Consider the following 24,537-nt stretch of genomic DNA (forward strand, 5'->3'; position numbering starts at 1 on the left):
AATCAGAAATCCCAGCGAGTGGTGACCATGAAGTTGCGCGGCTCACCGTAAGCGGCCGAGTTATAGAAGCCGATGTTGGTGTAGTAGTGCTTGTCGAAGATATTGTTGACGTTCAGCGTCGCCGACAGGTTTTTGCTGACCTGATACTTGGTCATCAGATCCACCAGCCAATAAGCATCCTGGGAAAACTCTTCATACCCACCCTTCGGTGAGTTGTAGATGTCCTGCCAACCCACGCTTTGCCAACGCACACCACCGCCGACGGTCAGTTTGTCCAGGTTGCCCTTGAGTTTGTAGGTGGTGAACAGCTTGACCTGGTCTTCGGGTTCGAAGGTGGAGATCTTCACGTCCTTGTCGTCGCGCACCACCTTATGGGTGTAGCCGGCCTGGAGTTGCCAGCCGGGGGCAATCTCGCCGGACATCTCCAGTTCATAACCCTTGGTGACGGCCTTGCTGCTTTTATAGGCGTAGTTGTTCGGGATCGGTGTCTGGTTGTTGTATTCGTCGTCGGAGAGCGCGCGATTTGACTCATGGATTTCAAAGTACGCCGCGCTGGCGTTCACCCGGCCATCGAGGAAATCGGCTTTCACGCCCAGTTCCCAGTTCTGGCCTTCATCCGGTTCCAGCAGCTTGTTGTCGCGATCGCGGTTGTAGTTTTCCTGTGGCATGAAGATGTCGGTGTAACTGGCGTAGACCGCATAGGTGTCGTTGAGGTCGTACACGGCGCCGATGTACGGGACGAAACGTCCGGACTCGCGGTAATTGGGGTTGTAGCCCGTGACCTGGTAGTTGACCACGCGCCCGCCCAGCAGCAGCTTGAGGTCATCGGCGAGGTTCAGTCGCGTGGTCACGTAGGCACCGGTCTGGCGCACCGTGTCATCGGTAAGCGATTGCGCCTTGCCCCAGTCCGGTATCGTGGCGTGGCCGTGCCAGTTATTGAAGTCGACGATATTGGGGGAGAGGTTCCAGTAGCCTTTGCCTTTCCACTCCGACGCGCTGATGGAGCCACCCAGCACCAGCTCATGTTCGCGCCCGCCGAGGTTGAATGGGCCGCTGACGTACAAGTCGGCCGAGTCGCTGACGGTTTCCCCGGTGTATTTACCCGAGGTGAGTTGCGCGGTGCCATCCGGCTGCGGTTGGTCGCCCTGGATCGAGCCCATGAGCGCGTGATAGCCGTTGATCTTGTGATCCAGTTGCAGCTTGGTGACCCAGCCATTGCCCAGGTCGTGTTCGAGCATGGCAAAGACGGTTCGAGTGTATTGCTCCCAACTGCTCCAGTCCGCGGCGTTGTTGAACGAGCGCTTGACGCTGTTGCGGTCGCCCTTGGAGTTGATCAGCGGGAAACTGCCCGACCACGACGAGCCCTTCGGCAAGGTGTCCTGGTAATCGCCGCCGACGGTCAGCAGGGTATCGGGTGACAGGTCGAACTCCATGATGCCGTAGTACGTCGGGCTCTTGCGCGAGTAGTGGTCCATGAACGAATGCTTGTCCTGATAGGCCGCCACGGCGCGGCCACGCACGTTGCCGCTTTCGGTCATGGGGCCGCTGACATCCAGCTCGCTGCGGTAGTTGTCCCACGAACCGGCGCCGAGGGTTGCGTGGCCCTGGAAGTCTGCGGTGGGTTTCTTGCGCACCAGGTTGATCGTCGCGCCCAATGAGCCTGCGCCCGTGAGCAGGCCGGTGGCGCCCTTGAGCACTTCGACACGGTCGTAGATCGCCATGTCGCTCAGGGTGTTGCCCGCCGAGTAAGCGACGTTGCGTGCGGTCGAAGGGATGCCGTCGTACTGGAAGTTATTGATCGAAAAGCCCCGGGCATAGTAGTTGGTACGCTCGGTGTCGAAGGCGGAAACGGTGATGCCGGGCGTGTGGCGCATCACGTCGTCGACGTTGTTCAGGCCGAAGTCATCCATGTGCTGGCGGGTGACAACGCTCACGGACTGCGGGGTTTCCTTGGGCGTCAGCACCAGGCGTGTGGAGGTCGCGATAGTGCCGGGTGTGTAGGAGCCGGTGCCTTCGGTGACGTTGCCCAGCTGGTTGGCGGTGACGGCGGTCGGGCTCAGTTCCATGGTGCCATTGCCAGCGATGGGGGCGGGTTGCAGGGCGTATCCCTGAACGCCTTGCACGGCGCGGTAGCCGCTGCCTTCCAGCAACCTGTCAAACCCGTCCTGAATCCCGTAATTGCCTTTCAAGCCTGGGCCTTTGAGGCCCTCCAGTTCGTGGGACTGGAACACGATGGCCACACCGGCCTGCTGGGCGAAGCGGTTGAGCGAACTGCCCAGCGGTCCGGCGGGGATGTCATAGGACTGGGCGGCGACGCTGAAGGCGTCCGCCTGGGCCAGGCCGATGTTCAAGGTGCCGGCAGTGAACAGGGCCAAGGAAAGCGGTGCACTTTTCAGTAGCCGAAAGCGTCCGCGTGGGTAGGAAGGGGTGTGCATGGTGAAGGCAGTCCTTTATGTGTCGAATTACCTTCCTTGACGGGCAGCCTCGAAAAAACCGGAAGCAAATGCGAATAATTATTTATTGGATGCTGGCTCGGGGCCAACCACGATCAGCCATGGAGTGTAGGACTGCACCCGGATCGGCAGCGTTTGCGCGAGTAATCGCAAGGCGCGGTCGCTGTTATCCAACGGGATTACGGCAGACACGCGCAGGCTTTGCAGTGCGGCGCGATCGAACTGCACACGGCCGCTGCGATGCCGGGCGATTTCGTCGAGCACGTCGGGCAAGGGCTGGTTCTCCACCACCAATTGATGGCGGCGCCAGGCTTCGTTGATGCTGCTCGGATCAACAGTGCCGGCCAGGCGCACTTGGTTCGCGTGCATCAGGGCTCGCGACCCTGCCTCGACTTCCAGTGTCTGCTGGCCGTTCGCGCTTTGTGCCGCCACGCGCGACTGGAGCATGCTCAGCACCGTGACATCACCTTCGCGCTTGACCACGAACCGCGTGCCCAGCGCACGCAGCGTTCCTTGCGGGGTCTGCACGACAAACGGCCGGGTGCTGTCGTGGGCGACTTCCACCAGGATTTCACCTTGCAACAGTTCGATACGGCGCTGCTGGCTATCAAAGTGCAGGTTCGCTGCGCTGATGCCATTGAGGGTCAGTGTCGAACCGTCCGCCAGTTGCAGGGTTTGCCATTGGCTCGGGCCATTTCGTACATCGGCCATCCACTGCCGCGGATAGGGGCTGATCAACAAGGCCGCTGCTGGGATCGCCAGGCTGCACGCCAATACCAGCGCGCGCAGGGCGTGCTTGCTGCGACGGGTTTTCGGCTGTGCAAAGGCCGCATTCAATGCGGCGCGGGCAGGGGCTTTTTTACCGCGCAAGGCCTGCATGCGCGAAACCATAGTTTCCATGCGTGCGGCGGCTGCGGCGTGATGCGGGCCTTGTTGCTTCCAGCGCTCGAACGCCTGCTGCTGGGCCTCGTCCCATTCGCCGTCGTGCAGGCGCAGCAGCCATTCGGCGGCTTGTTCTTCGACGTCCGACATGCTCGATCAGGTGTCCATGCTGTGGCTGCAATGCATAAGCGCCTGGATCAGGTACTTGCGCACGGTGCGTTCCGACAACTTGAGCTGCCGAGCGATCTGTTGCTGAGTCAAGTCCTCGAGGTAATACAGCACGAAGGCCTGGCGCGAGTACGCGTGCATGCCTTCGAGGATAAAGGCGATCTGTTCGAGGGCTTCAAGGGTGGTGTGGATTTGCTCCGGGGATTGGAACCCTTCAAGCGAATCCACCGTCAATGCCAATTCTTGCAGGTAAGCCTGTTCAATCTGCCTGCGCCGCGCCTGGTCGATGAGCAGCCGCCGGGCGGTGGTGCTCAAATACGCGCGGGGTTCGCGAATGCCGGCGACGGATTCACGCGCGTTCAAGATGCGTGCAAACGTGTCCTGCGCCAGGTCGGCGGCATTCTGTCGACAGCCCAGCTTGCGTCTTAGCCAGGTGAGCAGCCAGCCATGATGCTCGCTGTAGAGCTGGGTAATTTCCCGTTGGAAGGGCGGTTCACCCACAGACATAGGCGTGGCTCAAGTGTTATTGAGAATGGTTTTTAATTGTGCAGCCAAGGGCCGGGTAAACGCAATAGACTCGCGTTTGAAGGCGTAGAAGCCCGTTTTTGCTGGGTTTTGTCGCGCCTGAGAAAATATTTCAAATAAATTGCATTTAAATCAAGACATTGCGGATTTTTGGTGTATGATGCCGCCCACACCGAAACGAAGGGTGATTAGCTCAGCTGGGAGAGCGTCTGCCTTACAAGCAGAATGTCGGCGGTTCGATCCCGTCATCACCCACCATTCGCTTCATGTGTTACGCGCAGCGGTAGTTCAGTCGGTTAGAATACCGGCCTGTCACGCCGGGGGTCGCGGGTTCGAGTCCCGTCCGCTGCGCCATATTCGGTAACCTGGACCACTGAACGCCAGGTCACCACAAGAAGCCCGCTCATTGAGCGGGCTTTTTTTCGTCTGCGATTTCTTCTTCTTATGCCCTGCCAGTGTGCACTGCTTATTCGTCCTGAACTGTACGGGTGCGTCATGACGTGGGGGAATACCCCCATGCACATTGGTTGATTGCGCCCTCGGTCGCTTAAACGTTTATCTATAGCCACGCGAAGACTTCCAGGCGAGTGACCGGCAGCAGGATGCTGCGGGGGCTCGCTCTCCAACATAAAAATAGTCTGCAAGGGGAATGGCTCTCTATGAAATATCCACTGCGTCCGTTGGTGTTCTGGCCAACGTTCCTGATCCTGCTGGCGGCGGTGATCGCCAGCTACGTCGACCTGAATGCGTTCCTTGCGGTCAGCAAACAGCTCAACAACCTGATCCTGAAAAACTTCTCATGGCTGTTCAGTGCCGGCTCGTTTGCCATGGTGGTGCTGACCGCTGTCGTCTACTTCTCTGCACTGGGCAAGGTGCGTATCGGCGGTGAAGATGCCCAGCCTCTGCTGAGCAAATGGCGCTGGTTCATGGTGGCGCTGTGCACCACCCTGGCGGTGGGCGTGCTGTTCTGGACCACCGCCGAACCGCTTTACCACCTGTACGGCCCACCCACCAGCCTGCCGATCGAGGCGGGCAGTTCGGCGGCGAAGAGCTTTGCCATGTCGACGATGTTCCTGCACTGGACCATCACGCCTTACGCCATCTACCTGGTGCCCTCGTTGGTGTTTGCGTTGGTGTTTTACAACCGTCGCAGTAATTTCTCCATCGGCGCCATGCTTGAACCGTTGCTGGGCGAAGCGCGGGTCCGGCGCTATGCCGGGCTGATCGACACCCTGGCGATGTTCGCCCTGGTGGCCGGCATGGCCTCGTCCCTGGGCACAGGCGCGTTGACCCTGGCCGGCGGCCTGGCCCAGTACATCGGCGGTGAAACCACGCCGTTTCGCCTGGCCATCATCATTGCGATCATCGTCATCACCTTTGTCGCCTCGGCCGCCAGCGGTCTGCAGAAAGGCATTGTGATGCTGTCCTCGTTCAACACCTGGATCATGCTGGCCCTGGGGCTGTTTGTGCTGCTGTGCGGGCCGACCCTGTACATGTTCAGCCTCGGCGTCGAGTCCCTGGGCGTGTACCTCGACACCTTCTTCAGCCGCAGCCTGTTCACCGGCGCCGCCAGTGGCGACACCTGGCCGCACAGCTGGACGGTGTTCTACTGGTCGGTGTGGTTTGCCTGGGCGCCGGTCAGCGCGCTGTTCCTCGGCAAGATCGGCCGCGGCTACACGGTGCGTGAATTCATCCATATCAACATGCTCTACCCGGCGTTGTTCACGGCGGTGTGGATCTGCATCTTCTCCGGCACCAGCCTGTACTTCGATGCGCTGGGCGACGGCAGCCTCAACCGTGTGCTGAACGAGCAGGGGGTGGAGCACGTGTTGTACCAGATGTTCCAGCAACTGCCGGCGAGCGGCCTGATGATCGCGTTCCTGCTGTTCGTGGCGTTCATCTCCTTTGTCACCGCCGCCGACTCCAGCACCGATGTGATCGCCAACCTGTGCAGCAAAGGCGTGACCGCCGATTCCGACCTGGACGGCAATCCGCTGTTGAAGATCGTCTGGGGCGTGATCATCGGCTCGGTGTCGTGGGTGATGGTCTCATTCGTCGGCATCGACGGCGTGAAGATGCTCTCCAACCTCGGCGGCCTGCCGGGCATGATCCTGGTGTTGCTGGCCAGTACCTCGCTGATCTTCTGGTTGAAAAACCCCGCATTGCTGGACGTGAAACGCCTTCAGCGGACCCCCGAGACGGAACTGCGCGGCGCCAGCCCGGTGCCGGATTTCGCCCGCTGATCGATTGAACCGCTGTAGGAGTTACTGATGGACATCGTCACTGAATTTGCTTACACCGTGCGCGAAATCGAGCACTGCCTGATCCCCTTGAAGGACGGCACCCAACTGGCCGCCCGTATCTGGTTGCCGGAAGTCGCCGGTTTGCAAACCTTCCCGGCAATCCTCGAATACCTGCCGTACCGCAAACGCGACGGCACCGCCGTACGCGATGCGCTGACCCACCCGTGGATGGCGGGGCAGGGCTATGTGTGTGTGCGGGTGGACATGCGGGGCAACGGTGAATCCCAAGGCCTGATGGCAGACGAATACCTGTTGCAGGAACAGGAAGATGCCCTCGAAGTGATCGACTGGCTGTGCCAGCAACCCTGGTGCGACGGCAATGTCGGCATGATGGGCATTTCCTGGGGCGGCTTCAACGGCCTGCAAGTCGCCGCGCGCCAGCCCGAAGCGTTGAAAGCGATCATTACCCTGTGCTCCACCGATGACCGCTTTGCCGACGACATCCATTACAAGGGCGGCAACCTGTTGATGGAGAACTTCGGCTGGGCCGCCACCATGCTCAACTTCAGCGCGGCGGTGCCCGACCCGCTGTTGGTCGACGACTGGAAAAGCCTCTGGCACCAACGCCTGGACGCCATGCCGCTGCTGGCGGAAACCTGGCTGCAACACCAGACCCGCGATGATTACTGGCGCCACGGCTCGGTGTGCGAGGATTATTCAAAGATAAAGGCGGCAGTGTATGCCGTCGGCGGCTGGGGCGATGCCTATCGCAACACCGTTTCGCGCCTGATGCAAAACCTGCCGGGCCCGAAGAAGTCCATGATCGGGCCGTGGATCCACAAGTACCCGCATTTTGCCGTGCCGAACCCGGCCATCGGCTTCCTGCAAGAGGCCAAACGCTGGTGGGATCACTGGCTTAAGGGTATCGATAACGGGGTAATGGATGACGCAGCCTGCACTTTTTACCTACAGGATATTCTGCCGCCGAAGGGCAGTTATGCCGAGCGGCCGGGTATCTGGGTGCAAACGGCAGGTTGGCCGGATCCGCAGGTGCAATGGACCGATTTCAGTCTTGGTGAACAGGGCCTGAGTACCGGCGCGCAGCCTTTGGCGGCGCCGCGCAGTCTCTGCTCGCCGCTGACCACCGGCCTGCATCAGGGCGAATACTGCGCCATCTGGTTTGGCCCCGACGGGCCGATGGATCAACGCCGCGATGACGCCAACTCGCTGTGCTTCGACTCCCAGCCGTTGACCGAGCCGCTGGCACTGCTCGGCGATGCACGTCTTAAGTTGCGCCTGGCCAGTGACACCGCCTGTGGCCAATTGGTCGCCCGGCTGAATGCGATAGCACCGGACGGGCAGGTCACGCAGATCAGCTACGGTGTGCTTAATCTCACCCTGCGTGAGGACTTTTCCCAGGTAACGCCTGTAGTCCCTGGTGAACCGATGGATGTGCAGCTAAACCTCGACCACATCGGCATGCGTCTGCCCGCCGGCTACCGTTTGCGCCTGGCCCTCAGCACCGCGAGTTTCCCGTTGCTGTGGCCGAGCCGCGAGCTGACCACCCTGACGTTGCTACCGAGCCTGCAAAGCCTGCAGTTGCCGATATTCAACGGCGAGGCGGTGGACTGCCCGTTCGAAGCACCGCAGTCGGCTACGCCGGTGGCGATGGAAGTCCTACGTGCTGCTGCGCCGAAACGTACGTTGATCGAAGACGTGGGCAGTGGTGAAGTCTGCGTGAAAATCGAAGATGATTTGGGTTCGGTGCGTTTTACCGACCACGGTTTGTCGGTAGACCAGCGCTGCACCGAGCAGTACCGCACCTTGCCTTGGGATCCACTGTCGACGCGCGCCGATATCGAATGGCACTACCGTGTCGGCCGCGACCAGTGGGCCGTGGAGGTGGAAAGCCACTTGAGCGTGCACGCCGATGCCGAGTGGTTCTACATCGAAGCGGAGCAGACCGCCTGGGAAAATGGCCAGTTGGAACACCGCCGGCAATGGAGTAAACGCGTGGCCAGGGTCGCGCTCTGAGCAGGCAACTGGCAGGATGCACGCCAACGTGATCTCTGCGGGCCTGGGGTAACCTGGGCCCGTCATTGCCAATGGACTTGCTCATGTCGCGCCGAAACGTCGATCTTCCTCCCCTCAACTGCTTGCAGACCTTCGAAGCGGCGGCCCGCCACTTGAGCTTTACCCAGGCGGCCCATGAACTGAACTTGACCCAAAGCGCAGTCAGCCGCCAGGTCAAACGCCTCGAAGAAGACCTGGCCCGCCCGCTGTTTTATCGACTGGCCCAGGGCTTGAGCCTGACACCCGCCGGGGTACGTTATTTCCGTACCGTCCAACGCCTGTTGCGCGAGCTTGACCGCGAGTCCGCCGAGTTGCGCAGGCGCGGTGCCGACCGCCAGTTGACCCTGGCCAGCACGCCCACCATCAGTTCCATCTGGCTGGCCGGTCTGTTGCCGCAGTTCCAGCGCGACCACCCGGACCTGGATATCCGCATCCTGTGCAGCGAAAGCCCCAGCCACCTGGATGTCAGCGAATACGACCTGGGTTTGTTCTATCACTTGGATGAACTGGCGGCGCCCCACGGCCTTGAGCTGTCGCCGGTGTTTGACAGCGAACAGGTCATCACCGTGTGCAGCCCCGATTACCTTGAGCGTCACGGCCCGATTCGCGACCTGCATCACTTGTTGCACGCTCACACTTTGCTGATCGTTGAGGACCACCATCACGACTGGCTCACCTGGGCCGACTGGTTCGCTGATGCGGGCGCCGATTACTACTCGCCGCGTCACGCCTTGCGCACCAACAGCTATCAACTGTTGATGCAGTCGGCGGTGATGGGGCACGGCGTCGCCCTCGGCTGGAAGCGCTTGCTGGACAGCGACCTCGATTCCGGGCGCCTGCAAATGGCCTTGCCCCACAGCATGCACAGTCGCGGCCGCCTGCACTTGATGCAGCCACATCACCGCAACCCGCCGGCGGCGGTGCGCAGTTTTCGTCAGTGGTTGCAGGCTCGAACGGCGGAGCCAGAACAGGCTGGCTGAGGGTCAGTGCTGACCGGTTTTTTTCTTTTTGGTCTGGCGTGTTGCCAGGTGTTCGAAGCAAAAAGACGCGGTGCCGAACACGGCGATCAGGGTCAGTACGATCATGCCGAGGGTTGAGCTTTCCACGGTGATTTCCTACGGGTGATGGGGTAGGTACTCACGGTAGAGGCGGGGTGAAAACGGCTCAATAGACCCGACGCAATCCTTACGCCGTCGGGTCCATTGTTACGCGTTCTTTACGGAGCGTTGCGGCTGTGGCGGTAATCGCTGACCGCTTCGTACACCGCCTTGCGCAAGCGGTTGATGCCGCCGATTGGGCGGTGTTCCGCTACACCAAACCAGGGGTTGAACGACTGGTTGTCGCACGCCAGGTTCTGCTCGGGTGTGTCGAAATCCTGCGCCGGTATACGCACCTTGGCCACGGTTTCATAGGGCGCATCGCTCTCCTTCCATTCGATGCTGGTGTCTTCGATCGGCATGAATTTCTGCGGGTTCTGCCGCTGGATCTGCAGCACGAAACACGCAGGCACGCGGTCAGTGGACAGCTGCTGGCTCAAGGCGCTGCGCAGGAAGTTCGGCAGGTCCTGGTTCTGCTTGGGCAGTTGATATTCCGGGCAGCTCTGCGGGTCGGGTGCGACGCGGAACTTGGCGTTGGCCGCGCCGAACTTGTAGGGCGACACCGAAAAGTAGGTGGTCTGCGTCGGGCTGGCCGGTGCGGGCGCCAGGGTCGCCAGGGCGATAAACAGATGGCGTACCTGCCAGGTCCGTGGGTCGGCCTTGGGGAAGAACGCCAGGACTTTCTTGCCATCTGCTTGCGCGCCGATGTTCTGCGCGTACTCCGCCACATCGCTGACAAAGAAGTTCGGGTGGCTGAACATCACGAAGTCCTGTTCCGTGCGCGCCTGTTGGTCGGCCAGCAGTTGCTTGCCCGGCACGTCCAGCAGCTTGAGCGCCATGCCCCGCGCATCACGGATGCTGTCGAACTGCGGGTAGGCGTTGCCGTTGGACAGCCGCATCATCGCCTGCCAGGTCTTGCCCGGTTCGGCGAACACGCCTTGGCGCAATGCCGGGTCGAGGTCGGCCAACACGCTGACCTCGGCCTTCACGCAACCATGGGCCTTGGCATGGGCATCGCGCAGGTAGCGTGTGCCTTCGCGGTGCTGGTCGACGATGCGCACCGCCGTCTGGATGATGCCTTGGGTCATCGCCGCTTCGCCGGGCGGAGTCTGCTCATTCGGCGACACCGGGCCGCTGTGCTGCCAGGCATACCAGGCACTGGCGCCCAGCCAACCGAGCAGGCCGAGGCCCACCAGCCACAGCAGGGTCTTGCCGAGGAATGCGCCGATGCGCAGCCACAGGCGGGCGAGCAGGGAAGGTCGGTCGTAGGGGGATCGAATCATCATGGCAGTTGTTGCTCCAGCGGGCCGCCCAGCACTTTGAGGTATTCCAGCAGCGCCCAGCGTTCCTGCGGCAGCAGGCCACGGCCGATTACGCCGTTGCCACGACTGCCGGCACGGAATTCGTGACCGCTGTTGTGGTTGCCGGTGATTTTGGTATCGAACAAAAAGGCATTCTTGAACGCGTCGGTCTCGAAGCCGAGGTGGCGCGGGTCGTAGTTGAACGTGCCTTTATAGAAGGTGGTGCTGCGCTCGTCCTGGGGCGAGAGCAATTGGTAGGTCGTCGGCACCGAACCGTTATGCAGGAACGGTGGCGTCGCCCACACGCCCGCCAATGGCCGTGCCTTGTAGGCGCGCAACTCACGTACGCCGATGGGGAGGCCGTAGCCGTCCAGGCGCGGGCGTTCGGCCGGGGTTACGCCAGCGGCGCGGTAGGCATGTTCTTCGACGAACGCGGTGACGTAGGCGAGGCCCTTGGCCACGGACAGCTTTTTCAGGTCCAGCGGCTCGGTCGGCGTGGGGTGCAGTTCGACGTTGAGTTTGGCCAATTCCGCCAGGTCCCATTGCAACGCGCTGAGGTCGTAGCGCTGGTCGGCGATGTTGCTGGCTGTGCCGGGGTCGGTGCCGATGTAGTCCACTGGCAGCATTTTCAGCTGTTGCACCGGGCGTCCGCCTTCCTGGCTGACGCTGGGTACATGGCAGCCGGCGCAGTTTTCGGCGAAGAGTACGCGGCCTTGGGCGGCGAGCGGCTTGTCGACGGTGCCGAACAGGTCCTCGGGCCAGGTCGGTGGCTTGAGGCGTTGCAGGGTTTCTTCGATCAGGTTGAGGTCGCGCACCCGCACGCTGGACGGGTAGCGCGCGTCGCCTTGGAGCGGCTGACCGGCGTCGTCGAAAAACGCCAGCGTCGCGCCGACTCCCAGGGCTTCGCCGATATTGCGCGCCATGGGCTGCTGGGCCGAACCGTTCCACTGCACCCAGTCGAAGGTCCAGATGTCCCACAACTGCGGGTAGTCCACCGGCGCATTGGCGACGCGATAGTTGTCCGGGGAAATGGCATCGCCAAAGCTGGCGTTGGCGATACGGCCAAACGCGTCCGTACGGCCAGGACCTTCTTCAGTGGGGTAGAGGCCACGGTGAGTATCGTTCCAGGCCACTTTGAGGAACTGGTTCAGCGACTGCTTGAAGTCCTTACGCAGTTGCGTGTGCTCGGCGTCGTAGCGATCCCCCAACACCTGGCGGGCAAAACGTTCGAACTTCCACGGGTTGTAATAGGTGGCCGCCAGGCTCGCGACCAGGGCCTGACCGAAACTGCCGCCGCGCAAGGTTGGCACGCTGGAGGGCAGCACGTGCTGGGCGGAACCGCCGTCGATACGCAGGGCCTGGTTTTTGTAATGCAATTCGCCGGTGTGGCAGGCGGCGCAGGTGATATCCAGGTATTGGGCGTTGCTGCCGGCGTTTTTATGCCGGGCGAAACCCACCGGCAGGTTGCCGGGGTTTTGCGCAGTGGGCACTTGCTTGGGGTCCACCAGGAAGCCAAAGCGCGCCAGATACTCGGGCGTTGCGAAACGCTGTTCGGAAAACGGCAACTCCAGAGCGGTGAACCAATCATAGTGCAGGCCTTTTACCTGGGTGCCCTGGGGCGTGAAGTAATAGGTCTGGCGGTCGGCGGCACTCCATTGGTCCTGGTAGTGCACCTGCTCCACGGGCACGTAGTCCGGCAGCTTGGGGTTGACGGTGTAATAGAGCACCACGGCGAGGGCGATGCCCAGCAGGGTGAATATCAGGAGTAAAACACGGGAAAAAATGCGCAAGATGGCTATCCTTGTCTCGGCCTTGTCGAGTTGTCGCGATGTTATGCCACTACGCCACAGGTGCGGCAAGTGGCCATGAGCCCGGTAGTGGGCGGTCCCGCGATCCTTCGCGGGCCTCCATCATGAATGAAAATGCTTTTAAACACGTGAACTTATCAGAAGTTTCCTGCTCACATGCCGGTAGCCATTGGTCGTGGCCGCCTGATAAGCTCGCGACTTTATTCGAATGCCCTATTGGCGCATGAACAAGGAAATAGCATGAAACAGCATCGGTTGGCGGCGGCGGTGGCCCTGGTTAGCCTGGTACTTGCGGGTTGTGATTCGCAGACCAGCGTAGAGCTGAAAACCCCGGCGCAGAAAGCTTCCTACGGCATCGGCCTGAACATGGGCAAGAGCCTTGCCCAAGAAGGCATGGATGACCTGGATTCCAAAGCAGTAGCCCAAGGCATCGAAGATGCCGTCGGCAAAAAAGAGCAGAAGCTCAAAGACGACGAGCTGGTTGAAGCGTTTGCCGCACTGCAAAAACGTGCTGAAGAACGCATGACCAAGATGAGTGAAGAGTCGGCAGCCGCCGGCAAGAAATTCCTCGAAGACAACGCCAAGAAAGACGGCGTCGTCACCACCGCTTCCGGTCTGCAGTACAAGATCACCAAGAAAGCCGACGGCGCCCAGCCTAAGCCGACTGACGTGGTGACTGTGCACTACACCGGCAAACTCACCAACGGCACCACCTTTGACAGCTCCGTGGATCGCGGTAGCCCGATCGACCTGCCGGTTAGCGGCGTGATCCCAGGTTGGGTCGAAGGCCTGCAACTGATGCACGTGGGCGAGAAGGTCGAGCTGTACATTCCTTCGGACCTGGCCTACGGCGCACAAAGCCCAAGCCCAGCGATCCCAGCCAACTCCGTGCTGGTATTCGACCTGGAGCTGCTGGCCATCAAGGACCCAGCCAAGGCTGACGCTCCTGCTGCACCGGCTGCCAAGAAGTAACAGGCGCCTGAACACACAACGCCCCGTCTCGACGGGGCGTTGTTGTTTCTGGGGGTTGCACAGCCCGCGCGCGCACACATCCGATCGAACGCCTGCAGCCTGCAACAGTCTGATATAAGACTCGAGTACGGGTAGCCGCACATCAACGCCAAGTCAATGAAATCTTGGGTTTTTTTTCAGTGCGCAAAAAACGCCCGATCTGACTGCAAGCCTTGAACTACGTGGCTTTCAGCGCAGAAAATAGGCTCTGTTCACAAGGTTATCCACAATTTGTGTGGATAACCTTTTATGTCGCCTGGAACTGGAGTGACCGATGAAACCACCCTTCAATTTCACCCGTTTCCTGCCCATGGCCGCACGCCTCCTGGGCCGTGGGCGCTTGCCGACGCTGCTGTTCGCGGTCGCCGCCAAGGGCTCCAGCCAGGGCAATCGCCTGGGCAAGCTCAAGGATGACTTCAAATTGCTCCAGGCCCTGTGCCTGGCTTACTGGCGCGGCGAGTACCGGGCCATCAGCCCCAAGGCGCTGATCTCGGTGGTAGCGGGCTTGATGTACTTCCTGAGCCCGATCGATGCGATCCCGGACTTCATCCCTATGTTCGGCATGCTCGACGACATTGCCGTGCTGGCATGGGTCATGAAGACCCTGGACGGCGAACTGAGCGCTTTTCGCGCCTGGCGCGACGCCCAGCGTCCGGAAAAGCTTGCCGTGGTTGAGCGCCTGCCTGCGACTCCCGCTCTGCTGGCCAAGGAAAACCCGCAAAAAAACGCATGACGTGACTATCCCCCTGCGACCTTTAGGGCTGTTAGGATTACACTCCTAAGGAAAGAGCTTACTAAGTAAGTGCAGTTATCCTACGGGGCAGTCATGGATATTCAGATAATTTCACGCAATGGCGAACCCGAGTACGCGGTGTTGCCATGGGATCAGTACCAGGCGCTGCTAAAAGCTGCCGGTCAGCAACAACCGACGCTTCCTCCTCTCTCATCGCCTGCCCAAGCCGCCCCTGCACAGGACCTGCGCCCGCTCGCAGACCTGCGCGGCTTGCGTGAGGGCAAAGGCCTGGCGATCGAAACCCTGGCCCGCACCGTGGGGATCAGCCCCTCATATCTTGGATTGATTGAAAGTGGTGAACGCCAGCCGGATGCCGCGATCCGCCGCAGCCTGGCCTGGGAATTGGGCGTTGCAGGTTGGAGGGATGAATCTTGAGCCTACGTATCAGTCGTCAACACTGGGATGGGTTACTCAACGAACTGGACCAGGCGCGCCGCCAGCGCCATCTGCTGACCTACCGCGCGCTGCTGGAGCGCCTGCAATTCCCCACGCCGGCCATGCAGACCCTGGCTGCCGCCCTGGAGCACCTGGCGGCGTTGGACGCCAAGGCCGAGCAGCCGCTGCGTAGCTCGCTGGTGATAAGCCAGGGCGCCAGTCGCCTGCCGCGTACCGGTTTCTTTGAATGTGTCGAGCGCCTGGGCCGTTTCAGCGGGCCGTCCGATGGCGTGGCCGCTGCCTCCTGGCACGCATCGGAAGTGGTGCGGGTGTTCGAATACGAGTACCCGGAGTCTGCCGAGGCCTAAAGCGCCTGGGGCAGCGCGTCCATGCTGTCGATCACATGGATGCTATAGCCGGCCATATCCTTGGCATGGTGCTTGGCCTGCGAGGCCAGCTCCGCCAACTGGCTGGCATCGAGTTGTCCACAGGCCTGTGGATACAAATGCACCACGCCGATAGACAGTGACAGCAGCGCAAACTCCTGGCGCACGCCCTGGCGGTTGAGCGCCACGAAGCAGCCCGCTTCAAGGTGTTCGGCGCGGTAGAAACGTCGGCATTGGGTGTGGAAGTCATCCAGCAGCTGATTAAGGCGTTTGCGCCAATCCTGCGGGCCCAGTACCAGCAAAAAGTCATCACCGCCGATATGCCCGACAAAGTCGCGGCTGGGGTCGACACGGTCGTTCAGGCACTGCGCCAGGCACAACAACACCTCATCCCCACGCCCATAGCCGTAGATATCGTTGAATGGCTTGAAGCTGTCGATATCCACGTAGCAGATCACCGATTCGCGCTGTTGCTGCAGCAGTCGCGTCAGGCACTGCTGGATCGGCACGTTGCCCGGCAGCAGGGTCAGCGGGTTGGCGTAGCGCGCTTGTTGGATCTTCAGCTCGGTGATCAGTTTGAGCACATCGATCACCCGACCCAGGCCCAGGTAATCGCCATTGAGCGTGATGATGAAGTCTTCTTCGATGCGTTGCCGCGCGCGGCTGGTAAGCAAACGGCTGACTTGCTGCAGGGACTGACTCAGCTCCACTGCCAGAAAGTCGGTGCTCATCAAACGACTGATGGGCTTGCGCGCAAACAGGTCGGTGGCGAAGGGTTTCAGCAGCGCATCCGAGAGTGAATGCCGGTGGACGATACCGATTGGGTGCCCGCGCCCATCCAGCACCGCCAGGGAATTGAGGTTGGCCTGGCGCCGGAACGCTTCCAGCACCTGGGCGGTGGCTGTGTCCTGATCCACCGCCGGCTGTTCGCTGAGCAAGGCGCTGAGGTCGCTGCCTTCGTCGTTCAGTGCCACGTTGGCGCTGTCGGGCTTGGGCAGCATCAGGCGCGCTTCCTGCGGCGGTTGCTCCTGTGGACGGCAGAGCAGGTAGCCTTGGACCAGGTCCACGCCCATCTCCGTCAGTACCGCCAACTCTTCAGGCAACTCGATCCCTTCGGCAATCACTTGGGCCCGTGACGCCTTGGCAATTTGCAGGATGGAGCCGACAAATTCCCGCTTGAGCGCGTCCTGATGGATGCCGTCGATGAAGTGGCGGTCGATCTTCACATAATCCGGGCGCAGCTCCGACCATAGGCGCAGGCTGGAATAACCGGCGCCCAGGTCGTCCAGGGCAATCGAGAACCCCATGTTGCGGTAGTGGTGCAGGGCGGTTTGCAGCAGGTCGATATCGTTGGTGGGAGTTTGCTCGGTGAGCTCGATTACCACTTGGCTCGGTGGAATACCGAAGTCACGCAGCAATTGCAGGGTGCGCCCTGGTTGATGTGCAGTTTCCATCAACGATTGTGGCGAGACATTGAGGAACAGCTTGCCCGGCAGCTTCTGCTCACTGAAGCGTCGGCACGCGCTTTCGCGGCAGGCGATCTCCAGCTCACTCAGCCGCCCGGCCTGGCTGGCAACCGAGAACAGGGCGATGGGGGAGTGCAGCGGGCTGTTGGAAGGCCCACGACTGAGGGCTTCATAGCCGAGAATACGCCGTTCAGACAGGCTGATGATCGGTTGGAACAGGCTGTGCAAACTGCCTTGAGCCAGGATAACGCCCAATGCATTCAGCTGTTCGGTCATGGTCATGGCGATCTCGATCGAAAAAAAAGGACCGCAGGCTGGAAGCGTGCGGTCCTTCATTTCACGACAGAATGATGTCTATATGATGACACTCCGCGGAGCGATCACATTAAATCGCCATCATTTACTGCTTGGCCACCTGTTTGCTGACCTTCAGGTAGTCCAGCAGGATCCGGCCCGTCTCGGCCAGGTAGGCGTCGTCTTCCGGCTTGGTCTTGTCGGCTTCGGCCGGCAGCGCATCTTCGTCTTCTTTCTTCAGCTCCTTGAGTGGATCTTCACCCTTGGCCTTGCGGCGGATGTTTTCCAGGACAAGTTGCTTGTTTTCGATGTCGGAGTGCTGCGCGCGGCGATCCACTTCATTGAGGCTGACGGTTTTTTCTTCCATCAGCTTCTTCGCCAGGGCCAGCTTGTCGCGGATAAACACAAACTCGGCATCCTTGGCGGAGCGGGTATCGTGGTCAGCCTTCAACTGCGCCAGGAATGGCTTGAACGGATCCGATGCCGGCTTGATCGCAGGGCGGATGGTGTCCCACGGCATGGCTTCCGGCAGGGCGCTTTCGCCGATTTCCTTGGTGTCGATGATCGACGGGAAATCGATGTCCGGCAGTACGCCCTGGTGCTGGGTGCTCTGCCCGGAAACCCGGTAGAACTTGGCCAGCGTCAGTTTCAGCTCGCCATGGTTCAGCGGCTGGATGGTCTGCACGGTGCCTTTGCCGAAGGTCTGGCCGCCGATGATCAGGGCGCGGTGATAGTCCTGCATGGCGCCGGCGAAAATCTCCGAAGCCGAAGCCGAGAGGCGGTTGACCAGCAACGCCATCGGGCCTTTGTAGAAGGCACCTGGGTTCTCGTCTTCCAGCACATCCACACGGCCGTCAGCGTTGCGCACCAACACGGTCGGACCCTTGTCGATAAACAGGCTGGTCAGCTCAGTGGCTTCCTGCAGGGAACCGCCGCCGTTGTTGCGCAGGTCGATGACCACGCCGTCGACTTTTTCCTTCTGCAGTTCGGTCAGGATTTTCTTGACGTCACGGGTGGTGGACTTGTAGTCCGGATCGCCCGCGCGGAAGGCCTTGAAGTCCAGGTAGAAGGCCGGGATTTCGATCACGCCCAGCTTGTAGTCCTTGCCATCCTGCTTGAGGTTGAGGACTTTCTTCTGCACGGCCTGGTCTTCGAGCTTCACCGCTTCACGGGTGATGGACACGATTTTGCTGGTCTGGTCGTTCGGCGCATTGGTGTGCGGAATCACTTCCAGGCGCACCACACTGCCTTTCGGCCCACGGATCAGCTTGACCACTTCGTCCAGACGCCAGCCGACCACGTCGACCATCTCTTTGTCACCCTGGGCAACACCGATGATCTTGTCGGCCGGAGCCACCTGCTTGGTCTTGTCCGCCGGACCTGCCGGCACCAGGCGTACGATCTTGACCTGGTCGTTGTCGCTTTGCAGGACGGCACCGATGCCTTCCAGCGACAGACTCATGTTGATATCGAAGTTTTCCGCGTTATCTGGCGACAGATAATTGGTGTGCGGATCGTAGGACATCGCGAAGGTATTGATGTAGGCCTGGAAGATATCTTCGGCGCGGGTCTGGTCCAGACGCGCGAGCTGATTCTTGTAGCGCTTGGTCAGCAGCTCCTGGATAGCCTTAGGCTCTTTGCCGGCGATCTTCAGGCGCAGCACCTCGTCCTTGACGCGTTTGCGCCACAGGTCGTCGAGGGCGGCGGTGCTGGTCAGCCAAGGCGCGTCCTTGCGGTCCACCAGAAGGGTTTCCTTCTGGGTGAAATCGAGCTTGTCGACGCCTTTGTCCAGCTCACCCAAGGCGAAGTCCAGACGCGCTTTGACGCGGTCCAGGTAACGCTTGTAGATGGTGAAGCCAGGTTGCAGGTCGCCGCTCTTGAGGAAGTCGTCGAACTGGGTTTTCCACTTGTCGAACTCGGCGATGTCGCTGGCCAGGAAGTAGCTGCGCGACGGATCCAGCAGCTTGAGGTAGCTGTCATAGATGATCACCGAGCGCGCGTCGTCCAGCGGCGGCTTGCTGTAGTGATGGCGCTTGAGCAACTCGACGACGTTAAGGCTGGCAATCACCTCATCGCGATCCGGCTGAAGGTTGTCCCAGCTGTTGGCTGCGAACGTATTGGTCGACATCGACGCAAAGCCGAGACCAATGAAAAGAGCGAGGGCGGTGCTGGGGAACAAATGCTTCATGCTGATTCGACGCGGGGGCAATTGATAACGCATATTAGGCCGTCTTTGAGGGAGCCGGTTCCATATGGTCCGGTCGCATAATGCAAAAAGCCCGGCGATACAGCTACGGGCTCAGTCCAGACTCACTATGGAGGCAGTGTGAAAGCATTGCAAGGCGTTGACGGTCATGTGGCGTGGTTGGAAGAACCCGTTCCTACGTGCGATGTAGGGCAAGTTCGCATTCGTGTGGCGGCAGCGGGCCTCAATCGCGCCGATTTATTACAGCGCGCGGGGCTTTATCCACCGCCGCCAGGCGCCAGCCAGGTGCTGGGCCTGGAGTGTTCCGGGGTGATCAGCGAAGTGGGGGCGGGCTCATCCTGGCAAGTCGGTGACCGTGTCTGCGCGCTGTTGGCCGGGGGTGGCATGGCCGAGGAAGTGATGGTGGATGCGCGTCACGTTCTGCCGGTGCCGGAAGGATTGTCGCTGATCGAAGCGGCGGCGTTGCCTGAGGTGTACAGCACCGCGTGGCTCAACCTGTTCCAACTGGCCGGCCTCAAACCCGGTGAGAAAGTGCTGCTGCATGCTGGCGCCAGTGGCGTGGGCTCGGCAGCGATCCAGTTGTGCAAGGCGTTCGGCAGCCCGTGCTGGGTCAGCGTCGGCTCGGCGGAGCGCCTGGCCTATTGCGAGGCGCTCGGCGCCCAGGGCGGCGTGGTACGCACCGATGGCCTCGAAGGGCTGCGGGATTTCGGGCCGTTTGATGTGATCCTCGACCCGGTGGGTGGCGACTATGCGGCGCTGGATCTCAAGCTGCTCGCCCTGGATGGCCGTTGGGTGTTGATCGGTTTGATGGGCGGTCGCGAGGCCAAGTTGGATCTGGCGCAGGTGCTGGGCAAGCGTATTCAGCTATTGGGCTCGACTTTGCGCAGCCGCAGTGATCAGTTCAAGGCCGACCTGTTCAGCGACTTGAGCCAGCATGTTTGGCCGTTGTTTGTTGAAGGGCGCCTTAGCCCGCAACTGGCCAAGACCTTCCCCATCAAGGATGCCGAGGCGGCGTTTGCCGAGTTGGCGACCAACCGGATTTCCGGGAAGTTGGTGTTAGTGATTGATGAGGCCTTGAACTGATCTCAATTTGAAATGCAGTCCAAATGTGGGAGCGGCGGTGCGACGATTCGACTTGCTCGCGAAGGCGGCGTGTCTGTGAAGAATGTTTCATCTGACACACTGCCTTCGCGAGCAAGCCCGCTCCCACATTTGATCGCATTTCAAATCAGGGAAGTCGGTTTCAGACCCAGTGATGGATCGGCCAGCCAGCCTTTTCGGCATGCTCGCGCAACACGGGATCCGGATTCACCACCTGCGGATGATCCACCTTCAGCAACAACGGCAAGTCATTGCGCGAATCCGAATAGAAATACGCGCCCTCCAGCGACTCGCCTTCCTGCTCCAACCATTCCAGCAACCGCGTGATCTTGCCTTCGCGATACGTCAGCACATCCACCGTACGCCCGCTGTATACGCCATGGCTGACTTCAAGGTTGATCCCCAGCACTTCATCAATCCCGATCCGCGCCGCAATCGGCGTGACCAAGTGCGTGCCCGACGCCGAGATCACCAGGATCCGGTCGCCATTGGCCCGATGACGGGCGATGGTCTTGGTGGCTTCGCTGTAGATCAGCGGCTCGATCACGTCCTCGACCCAGGGCTCCACCAGATGCTCGATTTCCTCCGGCGTGCGGCCGATCATCGGCTCCAGGCTGAAGTCCATGAAGTCTTCCATTTTCAGCTTGCCCTGGCTGTAGGCGTCCATCAGTTCGTGGTTCTTGCGCATGAACGACTCAGGGTCGACCCAGCCCAGGCGGCCCATCTGCTCGCTCCACAGGGTGGCGCAGTCACCGTGGATGAGGGTGTCGTCCAGATCAAAAATTACCAATGCCATCGGTCACGCTCTCTCAATCAATCGTTGCATCAGGCTACTTCACACAGGGCGCTGGGGTCGATGGAAAGTGCCAGGCGTTGCCCCTCGGGGTACAGATCGTCAGCCGAGCGGTTGAGCACATCCACCACCAACTCCACGCCGCGCGCTTCGATGCGGTAGCGAATCACGTTGCCCAACAGGCTGTGGCTGCGCACCAGGGCGTCCAGGTCGCCATCGCGGCTCAGTTCGATGGCCTCCGGGCGAATGGCAATGCGGCTGTTGATCGGGCGTTGCAGCAATTGGCTGGCCTTGTCGGCGTCCAACAGATTGTAGTTACCGATAAAGCCAGCGGCGAACACGTCGACCGGCGCGGTGTAGAGGGTCTCGGCATCGCCGCTCTGCACGATCTTGCCCTGGTTCATCAGGAAGATCCGGTCGGACATGGTCAGGGCTTCTTCCTGGTCATGGGTCACGAAGATCGTGGTCAGCCCCAGCTCGCGCTGGATCTGGCGGATCTGCTCGCGCAGGTGCTTGCGAATCCGTGCATCCAGCGCCGACAGCGGCTCATCCAGCAGCAACAAACGTGGACGGGTGACCAGGGAGCGGGCGAGGGCCACGCGCTGGCACTGGCCGCCGGACATCTGGTGCGGGTAACGACCGGCGAGGTCCTTGAGTTCCACCAGTTGCAGCACTTCCTGCACGCGCTTGTGACTGTCGTCGGCGTTGACCTTTTGCATGCGCAGGCCGAACGCGACGTTCTGCTCCACGGTCATGTTGGGAAACAGTGCATAGCTCTGGAACACCATGCCGATGTGACGTTTCTGCGGGCTCAATGGGACGATGTCCTGCCCATCCAGCAGGATTTTCCCACTGTCCACCGAGGTCAGGCCGGCAATGCACCGCAGTAGTGTGGATTTGCCGCAACCGGACGGGCCGAGCAGGGTGACGAACTCACCCTTGGCGATCTCGCAGTTGATATCACTGAACACCGGGGTGCCGGCGTAGCCTTTTTGCAGGTGTTGGACGCTGACGAAGCTCATTGGCTTTTGTCCTTGTTCAAGATGTTGGCGGCCCAGGTCAGCACCAGCACAAAGAAGAAATAGGAGATCACGACGGCACTGGTGAAATGGCCGCTGCTGTTGCGCATGTTGTTCAGGTACACCTGCAGGGTCTCGTAGCGGGTGCCCACCAGGATGTTGGCGAACACGAACTCACCGAACAGGAACGAGAACGACAGCAGCAACGCCACCATCAAGCCTTTGCGCAGGTTCGGCAGCACCACCAGGATCGCCGCCTGCCAGGTGCTGGCGCCGAGCAGTTGCGAGGCGTCCATCAAGTCGCGCAGGTTGATGGCTTGCAGGTTGTTGGTGATCGCCCGGTACATGAACGGCAGCGCGACGGTGAAGTAGCAGCCGATCAAAATCCACGGCGTGCCGACCATCGCCATCGGCCCGGAGCCATACAGCTGCAGCAAACCCACCGACGACACCACCGGTGGCACCGCGAAGGGCAGCAGGATCAGGATGTTCATCAGCGCATCGAGCTTGGGGAAGTGGTAATGCACCACGAACAGCAGCGGCAAAATCAGCACCACCGACAGGATCAGCGCGCCGACACACACCAGCAACGACTGCCCGAAGGCCATCAAAAAGCGCGGGTCGCTCCATAGCTGCACGTACCACTTCACCGTGAAGCCGGCGGGCAGGATGGTCGCTGACCAACTGCTGGCAATGGAATAGACGAAGGTGCCCACCAACGGCAGCACCAGGATTGCAAACAACAGCCACACCACCACTCGATGGTAGAGGGAGGCCGGGCCGGCTTCAGCGCGAGACATGGTAGCTCCTCTTGAGCAGCAGTTGATGGACCACGGTGACCACGGTCATCAGCGCCACCAGCACCACGGCCAGGGCGCTGGCCATGTTCGGGTCGAGGGATACATCACCGGAGACCAGCCCGGCGATACGGATCGGCAGCACGTTGAAGTTACCGGTGGTCAAGGCGTACACCGTGGCATAGGCGCCCAAGGCGTTGGCCAGCAGAATCACGAACGTACCGAGCAGGGCCGGGGTGAGCACGGGCAGGCCGATATGCCGCCAGAACTGCCAGCCATTCGCGCCGAGCAGTGCAGCCGACTCACGCCAGTCTTCGCGCAACGCATCGAAGGCCGGGTAGAGCAGCAACACGCCCAGGGGAATTTGGAAGTAGGTATAGAGGATGATCAAGCCGGTCTTCGAATACAGGTTGAAGTCCTGAATGATCCCCGCCTGCTTGAGCATGATCGTGATGCTGCCGTTGAAGCCCAGCAGAATGATGAACGCGAAGGCCAAGGGCACGCCGGCAAAGTTGCTGGTCATGTTGGCGAAAGCGGTGACGAAGTTACGCAGCGGCGAATCCACCCGACGTAACGAGTAGCTGCCCAGCGTGGCGATGATGATGCCGAAAATGCTCGAGTAGAAGCTGATCTCCAAACTGAACTGGATGGCTTGCAGGTAGAACTTCGAGCTGAAGATACGTACGAAGTTTTCCACACCCCAACCGGCTTCTTCGGTCTGCAGGCTGTTGATCAGCACCCAGACCAGCGGGGCGATTTCGAACACGATAAAGAACAGTGCGAAGGGCACCAGGCACAGCAGCGCCAGCCATTTGCCACGGATCATTTCAACAGCTCCTGGCAGACAGGTTTGTCGTGGGGCACGCCGAGCAACTCGCAGACGGTGCCGCACAGGTCGGTCTGTTTCGGCATGGCGTTGGGGTCCAGGCTGAAGGCATTGCCGAGGACAAACAGCGGTACTTCGCGCTCTTCCGGCAACAGGCCGTTGTGGGAACGGTCGTTGTTCATGCCGTGGTCGGCGGTCACCAGCACTTGGTATCCGGCGTCGAGCCAGGCTTGCAGGTAATCGGCCAGGATAATGTCGGCCGAGCGTGCGCTGTTGCGGTATTGCGGGGTGTCGAGGCCGTGCTTGTGGCCGGCGTCGTCGATGTTCATCGGGTGCACCACCAGGAAGTTCGGCGCGTGTTTGAGGCGCAGGCTTTCGGCGTCGGCAAACAGGTGGGAATCCGGGTAGTGGTCATTCCAGTAGAAATGCCCGTGCTGGATCGCCAGTGACGTGTCGTCGGTATGACGGTCGCGGGCGGCGAGGAAGGGCGTGCGGTTGTACAACTCGCTGACCCAATGGTAAGCCGCCGCTGCCGTGGTCAAGCCGGCGTCGGTGGCGTAATGGAAAATGCTGCGCTGGTTGGACAGGCGCGAGACGTTGTTGTGCACGATGCCGCTCTGGATCGGAGGCACGCCGGTGAGGATGCATTCATACAGCGGGCGGGACAGGGCTGGCAGTTCACATTCCAGTTTGTAGAGGGCTGCGCGTCCTGCGCCGACATAGGCCTGCAAGTGCCCCATGGCGTGCCTCGCAACCTCGAAGTTCAGGCCGTCGAGCACGACAAGGATGACGTTGTGCTTCATGGGGGCTGGGGCTCCGCAACAGTAGGTTTGACTCAATTTCTCTGATTTAGCTGGGTTTAAAATGTGGGAGCAGGCAAGCCAGCTTGTGTCTTCAAGATCTCTTAAACTCAGAAGGGT

21 protein-coding genes and 2 tRNA genes are annotated in these 24,537 nt (G+C 60.7%); 10 read left to right on the top strand and 13 right to left on the bottom strand.

Features of this window, described 5'->3' with window-relative positions; all coding sequences use genetic code 11:
• Positions 1-2: 2 nt before the first annotated feature.
• From H096_RS08660 to H096_RS08670, 3 genes are all read right to left on the bottom strand, one after another.
• Positions 3-2,435, bottom strand: coding sequence for a TonB-dependent siderophore receptor (locus tag H096_RS08660; RefSeq protein WP_033897684.1), 2,433 nt, complete (start codon positions 2,433-2,435; stop codon positions 3-5).
• Between the two features lie 78 nt (positions 2,436-2,513).
• Complete coding sequence (locus H096_RS08665; RefSeq protein ID WP_033897685.1) at positions 2,514-3,485, bottom strand: FecR family protein; 972 nt, start codon at positions 3,483-3,485, stop codon at positions 2,514-2,516.
• Positions 3,486-3,491: 6 nt separating this feature from the next.
• Positions 3,492-4,010, bottom strand: coding sequence for a sigma-70 family RNA polymerase sigma factor (locus H096_RS08670; protein ID WP_033897686.1), 519 nt, complete (start codon positions 4,008-4,010; stop codon positions 3,492-3,494).
• 200 nt (positions 4,011-4,210) lie between these two features.
• Between H096_RS08670 and H096_RS08675 the strand changes: the two genes are divergently transcribed.
• From H096_RS08675 to H096_RS08695, 5 genes are all read left to right on the top strand, one after another.
• Positions 4,211-4,286, top strand: a tRNA-Val gene (locus tag H096_RS08675).
• Between the two features lie 19 nt (positions 4,287-4,305).
• A tRNA-Asp gene (locus H096_RS08680) sits at positions 4,306-4,382 on the top strand.
• Positions 4,383-4,687: 305 nt separating this feature from the next.
• Positions 4,688-6,271, top strand: a complete 1,584-nt coding sequence (locus tag H096_RS08685) for a BCCT family transporter (RefSeq protein WP_033897687.1) — start codon at positions 4,688-4,690, stop codon at positions 6,269-6,271.
• A gap of 27 nt (positions 6,272-6,298) precedes the next feature.
• Complete coding sequence (locus H096_RS08690; protein WP_033897688.1) at positions 6,299-8,305, top strand: CocE/NonD family hydrolase; 2,007 nt, start codon at positions 6,299-6,301, stop codon at positions 8,303-8,305.
• A gap of 83 nt (positions 8,306-8,388) precedes the next feature.
• Positions 8,389-9,324 carry a LysR substrate-binding domain-containing protein gene (locus H096_RS08695; protein ID WP_033897689.1) on the top strand — a complete coding sequence of 312 codons (936 nt, stop codon included), beginning with the start codon at positions 8,389-8,391 and terminating at the stop codon, positions 9,322-9,324.
• A 3-nt stretch (positions 9,325-9,327) separates the two neighbouring features.
• Here the strand turns inward: H096_RS08695 and H096_RS34720 are convergent, their stop codons facing one another.
• From H096_RS34720 to H096_RS08705, 3 genes are all read right to left on the bottom strand, one after another.
• Positions 9,328-9,450: a hypothetical protein gene (locus H096_RS34720; RefSeq protein ID WP_256348291.1), complete on the bottom strand. Its 123-nt coding sequence runs from the start codon at positions 9,448-9,450 to the stop codon at positions 9,328-9,330.
• A gap of 110 nt (positions 9,451-9,560) precedes the next feature.
• A complete protein-coding gene (locus tag H096_RS08700; RefSeq protein ID WP_033897690.1) occupies positions 9,561-10,727 on the bottom strand; it encodes a catalase family protein in 1,167 nt (388 codons plus the stop codon).
• A complete protein-coding gene (locus H096_RS08705) occupies positions 10,724-12,532 on the bottom strand; it encodes a di-heme-cytochrome C peroxidase (protein WP_033897691.1) in 1,809 nt (602 codons plus the stop codon). The genes H096_RS08700 and H096_RS08705 overlap by 4 nt, the downstream gene beginning before the upstream one ends.
• A gap of 258 nt (positions 12,533-12,790) precedes the next feature.
• On the opposite strand from H096_RS08705, the gene H096_RS08710 reads away from it, so the two are divergent.
• The 4 genes from H096_RS08710 (at position 12,791) to H096_RS08725 (ending at position 15,097) form a co-directional block, all read left to right on the top strand.
• Entirely contained in the window at positions 12,791-13,522 is a 732-nt protein-coding gene (locus H096_RS08710) for an FKBP-type peptidyl-prolyl cis-trans isomerase (protein ID WP_033897692.1), read from the top strand.
• A 313-nt stretch (positions 13,523-13,835) separates the two neighbouring features.
• On the top strand, positions 13,836-14,294 hold the full coding sequence (locus H096_RS08715) for a DUF1232 domain-containing protein (RefSeq protein WP_033897693.1): 459 nt from the start codon (positions 13,836-13,838) through the stop codon (positions 14,292-14,294).
• Positions 14,295-14,387: 93 nt separating this feature from the next.
• Complete coding sequence (locus H096_RS08720; protein WP_033897694.1) at positions 14,388-14,729, top strand: helix-turn-helix domain-containing protein; 342 nt, start codon at positions 14,388-14,390, stop codon at positions 14,727-14,729.
• A complete protein-coding gene (locus H096_RS08725; RefSeq protein ID WP_005786715.1) occupies positions 14,726-15,097 on the top strand; it encodes a hypothetical protein in 372 nt (123 codons plus the stop codon). Before H096_RS08720 ends, H096_RS08725 begins: the two co-directional genes overlap by 4 nt.
• Here the strand turns inward: H096_RS08725 and H096_RS08730 are convergent.
• Both H096_RS08730 and H096_RS08735 read right to left on the bottom strand, forming a co-directional pair.
• Positions 15,094-16,863, bottom strand: a complete 1,770-nt coding sequence (locus H096_RS08730) for a bifunctional diguanylate cyclase/phosphodiesterase (RefSeq protein WP_028615784.1) — start codon at positions 16,861-16,863, stop codon at positions 15,094-15,096. The genes H096_RS08725 and H096_RS08730 overlap by 4 nt on opposite strands.
• A gap of 118 nt (positions 16,864-16,981) precedes the next feature.
• Entirely contained in the window at positions 16,982-19,063 is a 2,082-nt protein-coding gene (locus H096_RS08735) for a carboxy terminal-processing peptidase (protein ID WP_191982998.1), read from the bottom strand.
• A gap of 138 nt (positions 19,064-19,201) precedes the next feature.
• Here H096_RS08735 and H096_RS08740 point away from each other — a divergent pair, with 138 nt between their 5' ends.
• Positions 19,202-20,164, top strand: coding sequence for a zinc-binding dehydrogenase (locus H096_RS08740; protein ID WP_033897696.1), 963 nt, complete (start codon positions 19,202-19,204; stop codon positions 20,162-20,164).
• A gap of 160 nt (positions 20,165-20,324) precedes the next feature.
• On the opposite strand, the gene H096_RS08745 is transcribed toward H096_RS08740, so the two are convergent.
• The 5 genes from H096_RS08745 to H096_RS08765 are packed head-to-tail and all read right to left on the bottom strand — an operon-like array spanning position 20,325 to position 24,420.
• On the bottom strand, positions 20,325-20,978 hold the full coding sequence (locus H096_RS08745) for an HAD family hydrolase (protein ID WP_033897697.1): 654 nt from the start codon (positions 20,976-20,978) through the stop codon (positions 20,325-20,327).
• A 29-nt stretch (positions 20,979-21,007) separates the two neighbouring features.
• Entirely contained in the window at positions 21,008-21,997 is a 990-nt protein-coding gene (locus H096_RS08750; protein WP_033897698.1) for an ABC transporter ATP-binding protein, read from the bottom strand.
• Positions 21,994-22,794 carry an ABC transporter permease gene (locus tag H096_RS08755; RefSeq protein WP_010211611.1) on the bottom strand — a complete coding sequence of 267 codons (801 nt, stop codon included), beginning with the start codon at positions 22,792-22,794 and terminating at the stop codon, positions 21,994-21,996. Before H096_RS08755 ends, H096_RS08750 begins: the two co-directional genes overlap by 4 nt.
• On the bottom strand, positions 22,781-23,617 hold the full coding sequence (locus tag H096_RS08760) for an ABC transporter permease subunit (RefSeq protein ID WP_016980250.1): 837 nt from the start codon (positions 23,615-23,617) through the stop codon (positions 22,781-22,783). Before H096_RS08760 ends, H096_RS08755 begins: the two co-directional genes overlap by 14 nt.
• Positions 23,614-24,420, bottom strand: a complete 807-nt coding sequence (locus tag H096_RS08765; protein ID WP_033897699.1) for an alkaline phosphatase family protein — start codon at positions 24,418-24,420, stop codon at positions 23,614-23,616. Before H096_RS08765 ends, H096_RS08760 begins: the two co-directional genes overlap by 4 nt.
• Between the last annotated feature and the right edge of the window lie 117 nt (positions 24,421-24,537).

It is taken from the genome of Pseudomonas sp. FH1 (assembly GCF_000510895.2).
Lineage (GTDB): Bacteria > Pseudomonadota > Gammaproteobacteria > Pseudomonadales > Pseudomonadaceae > Aquipseudomonas > Aquipseudomonas azotoformans_A.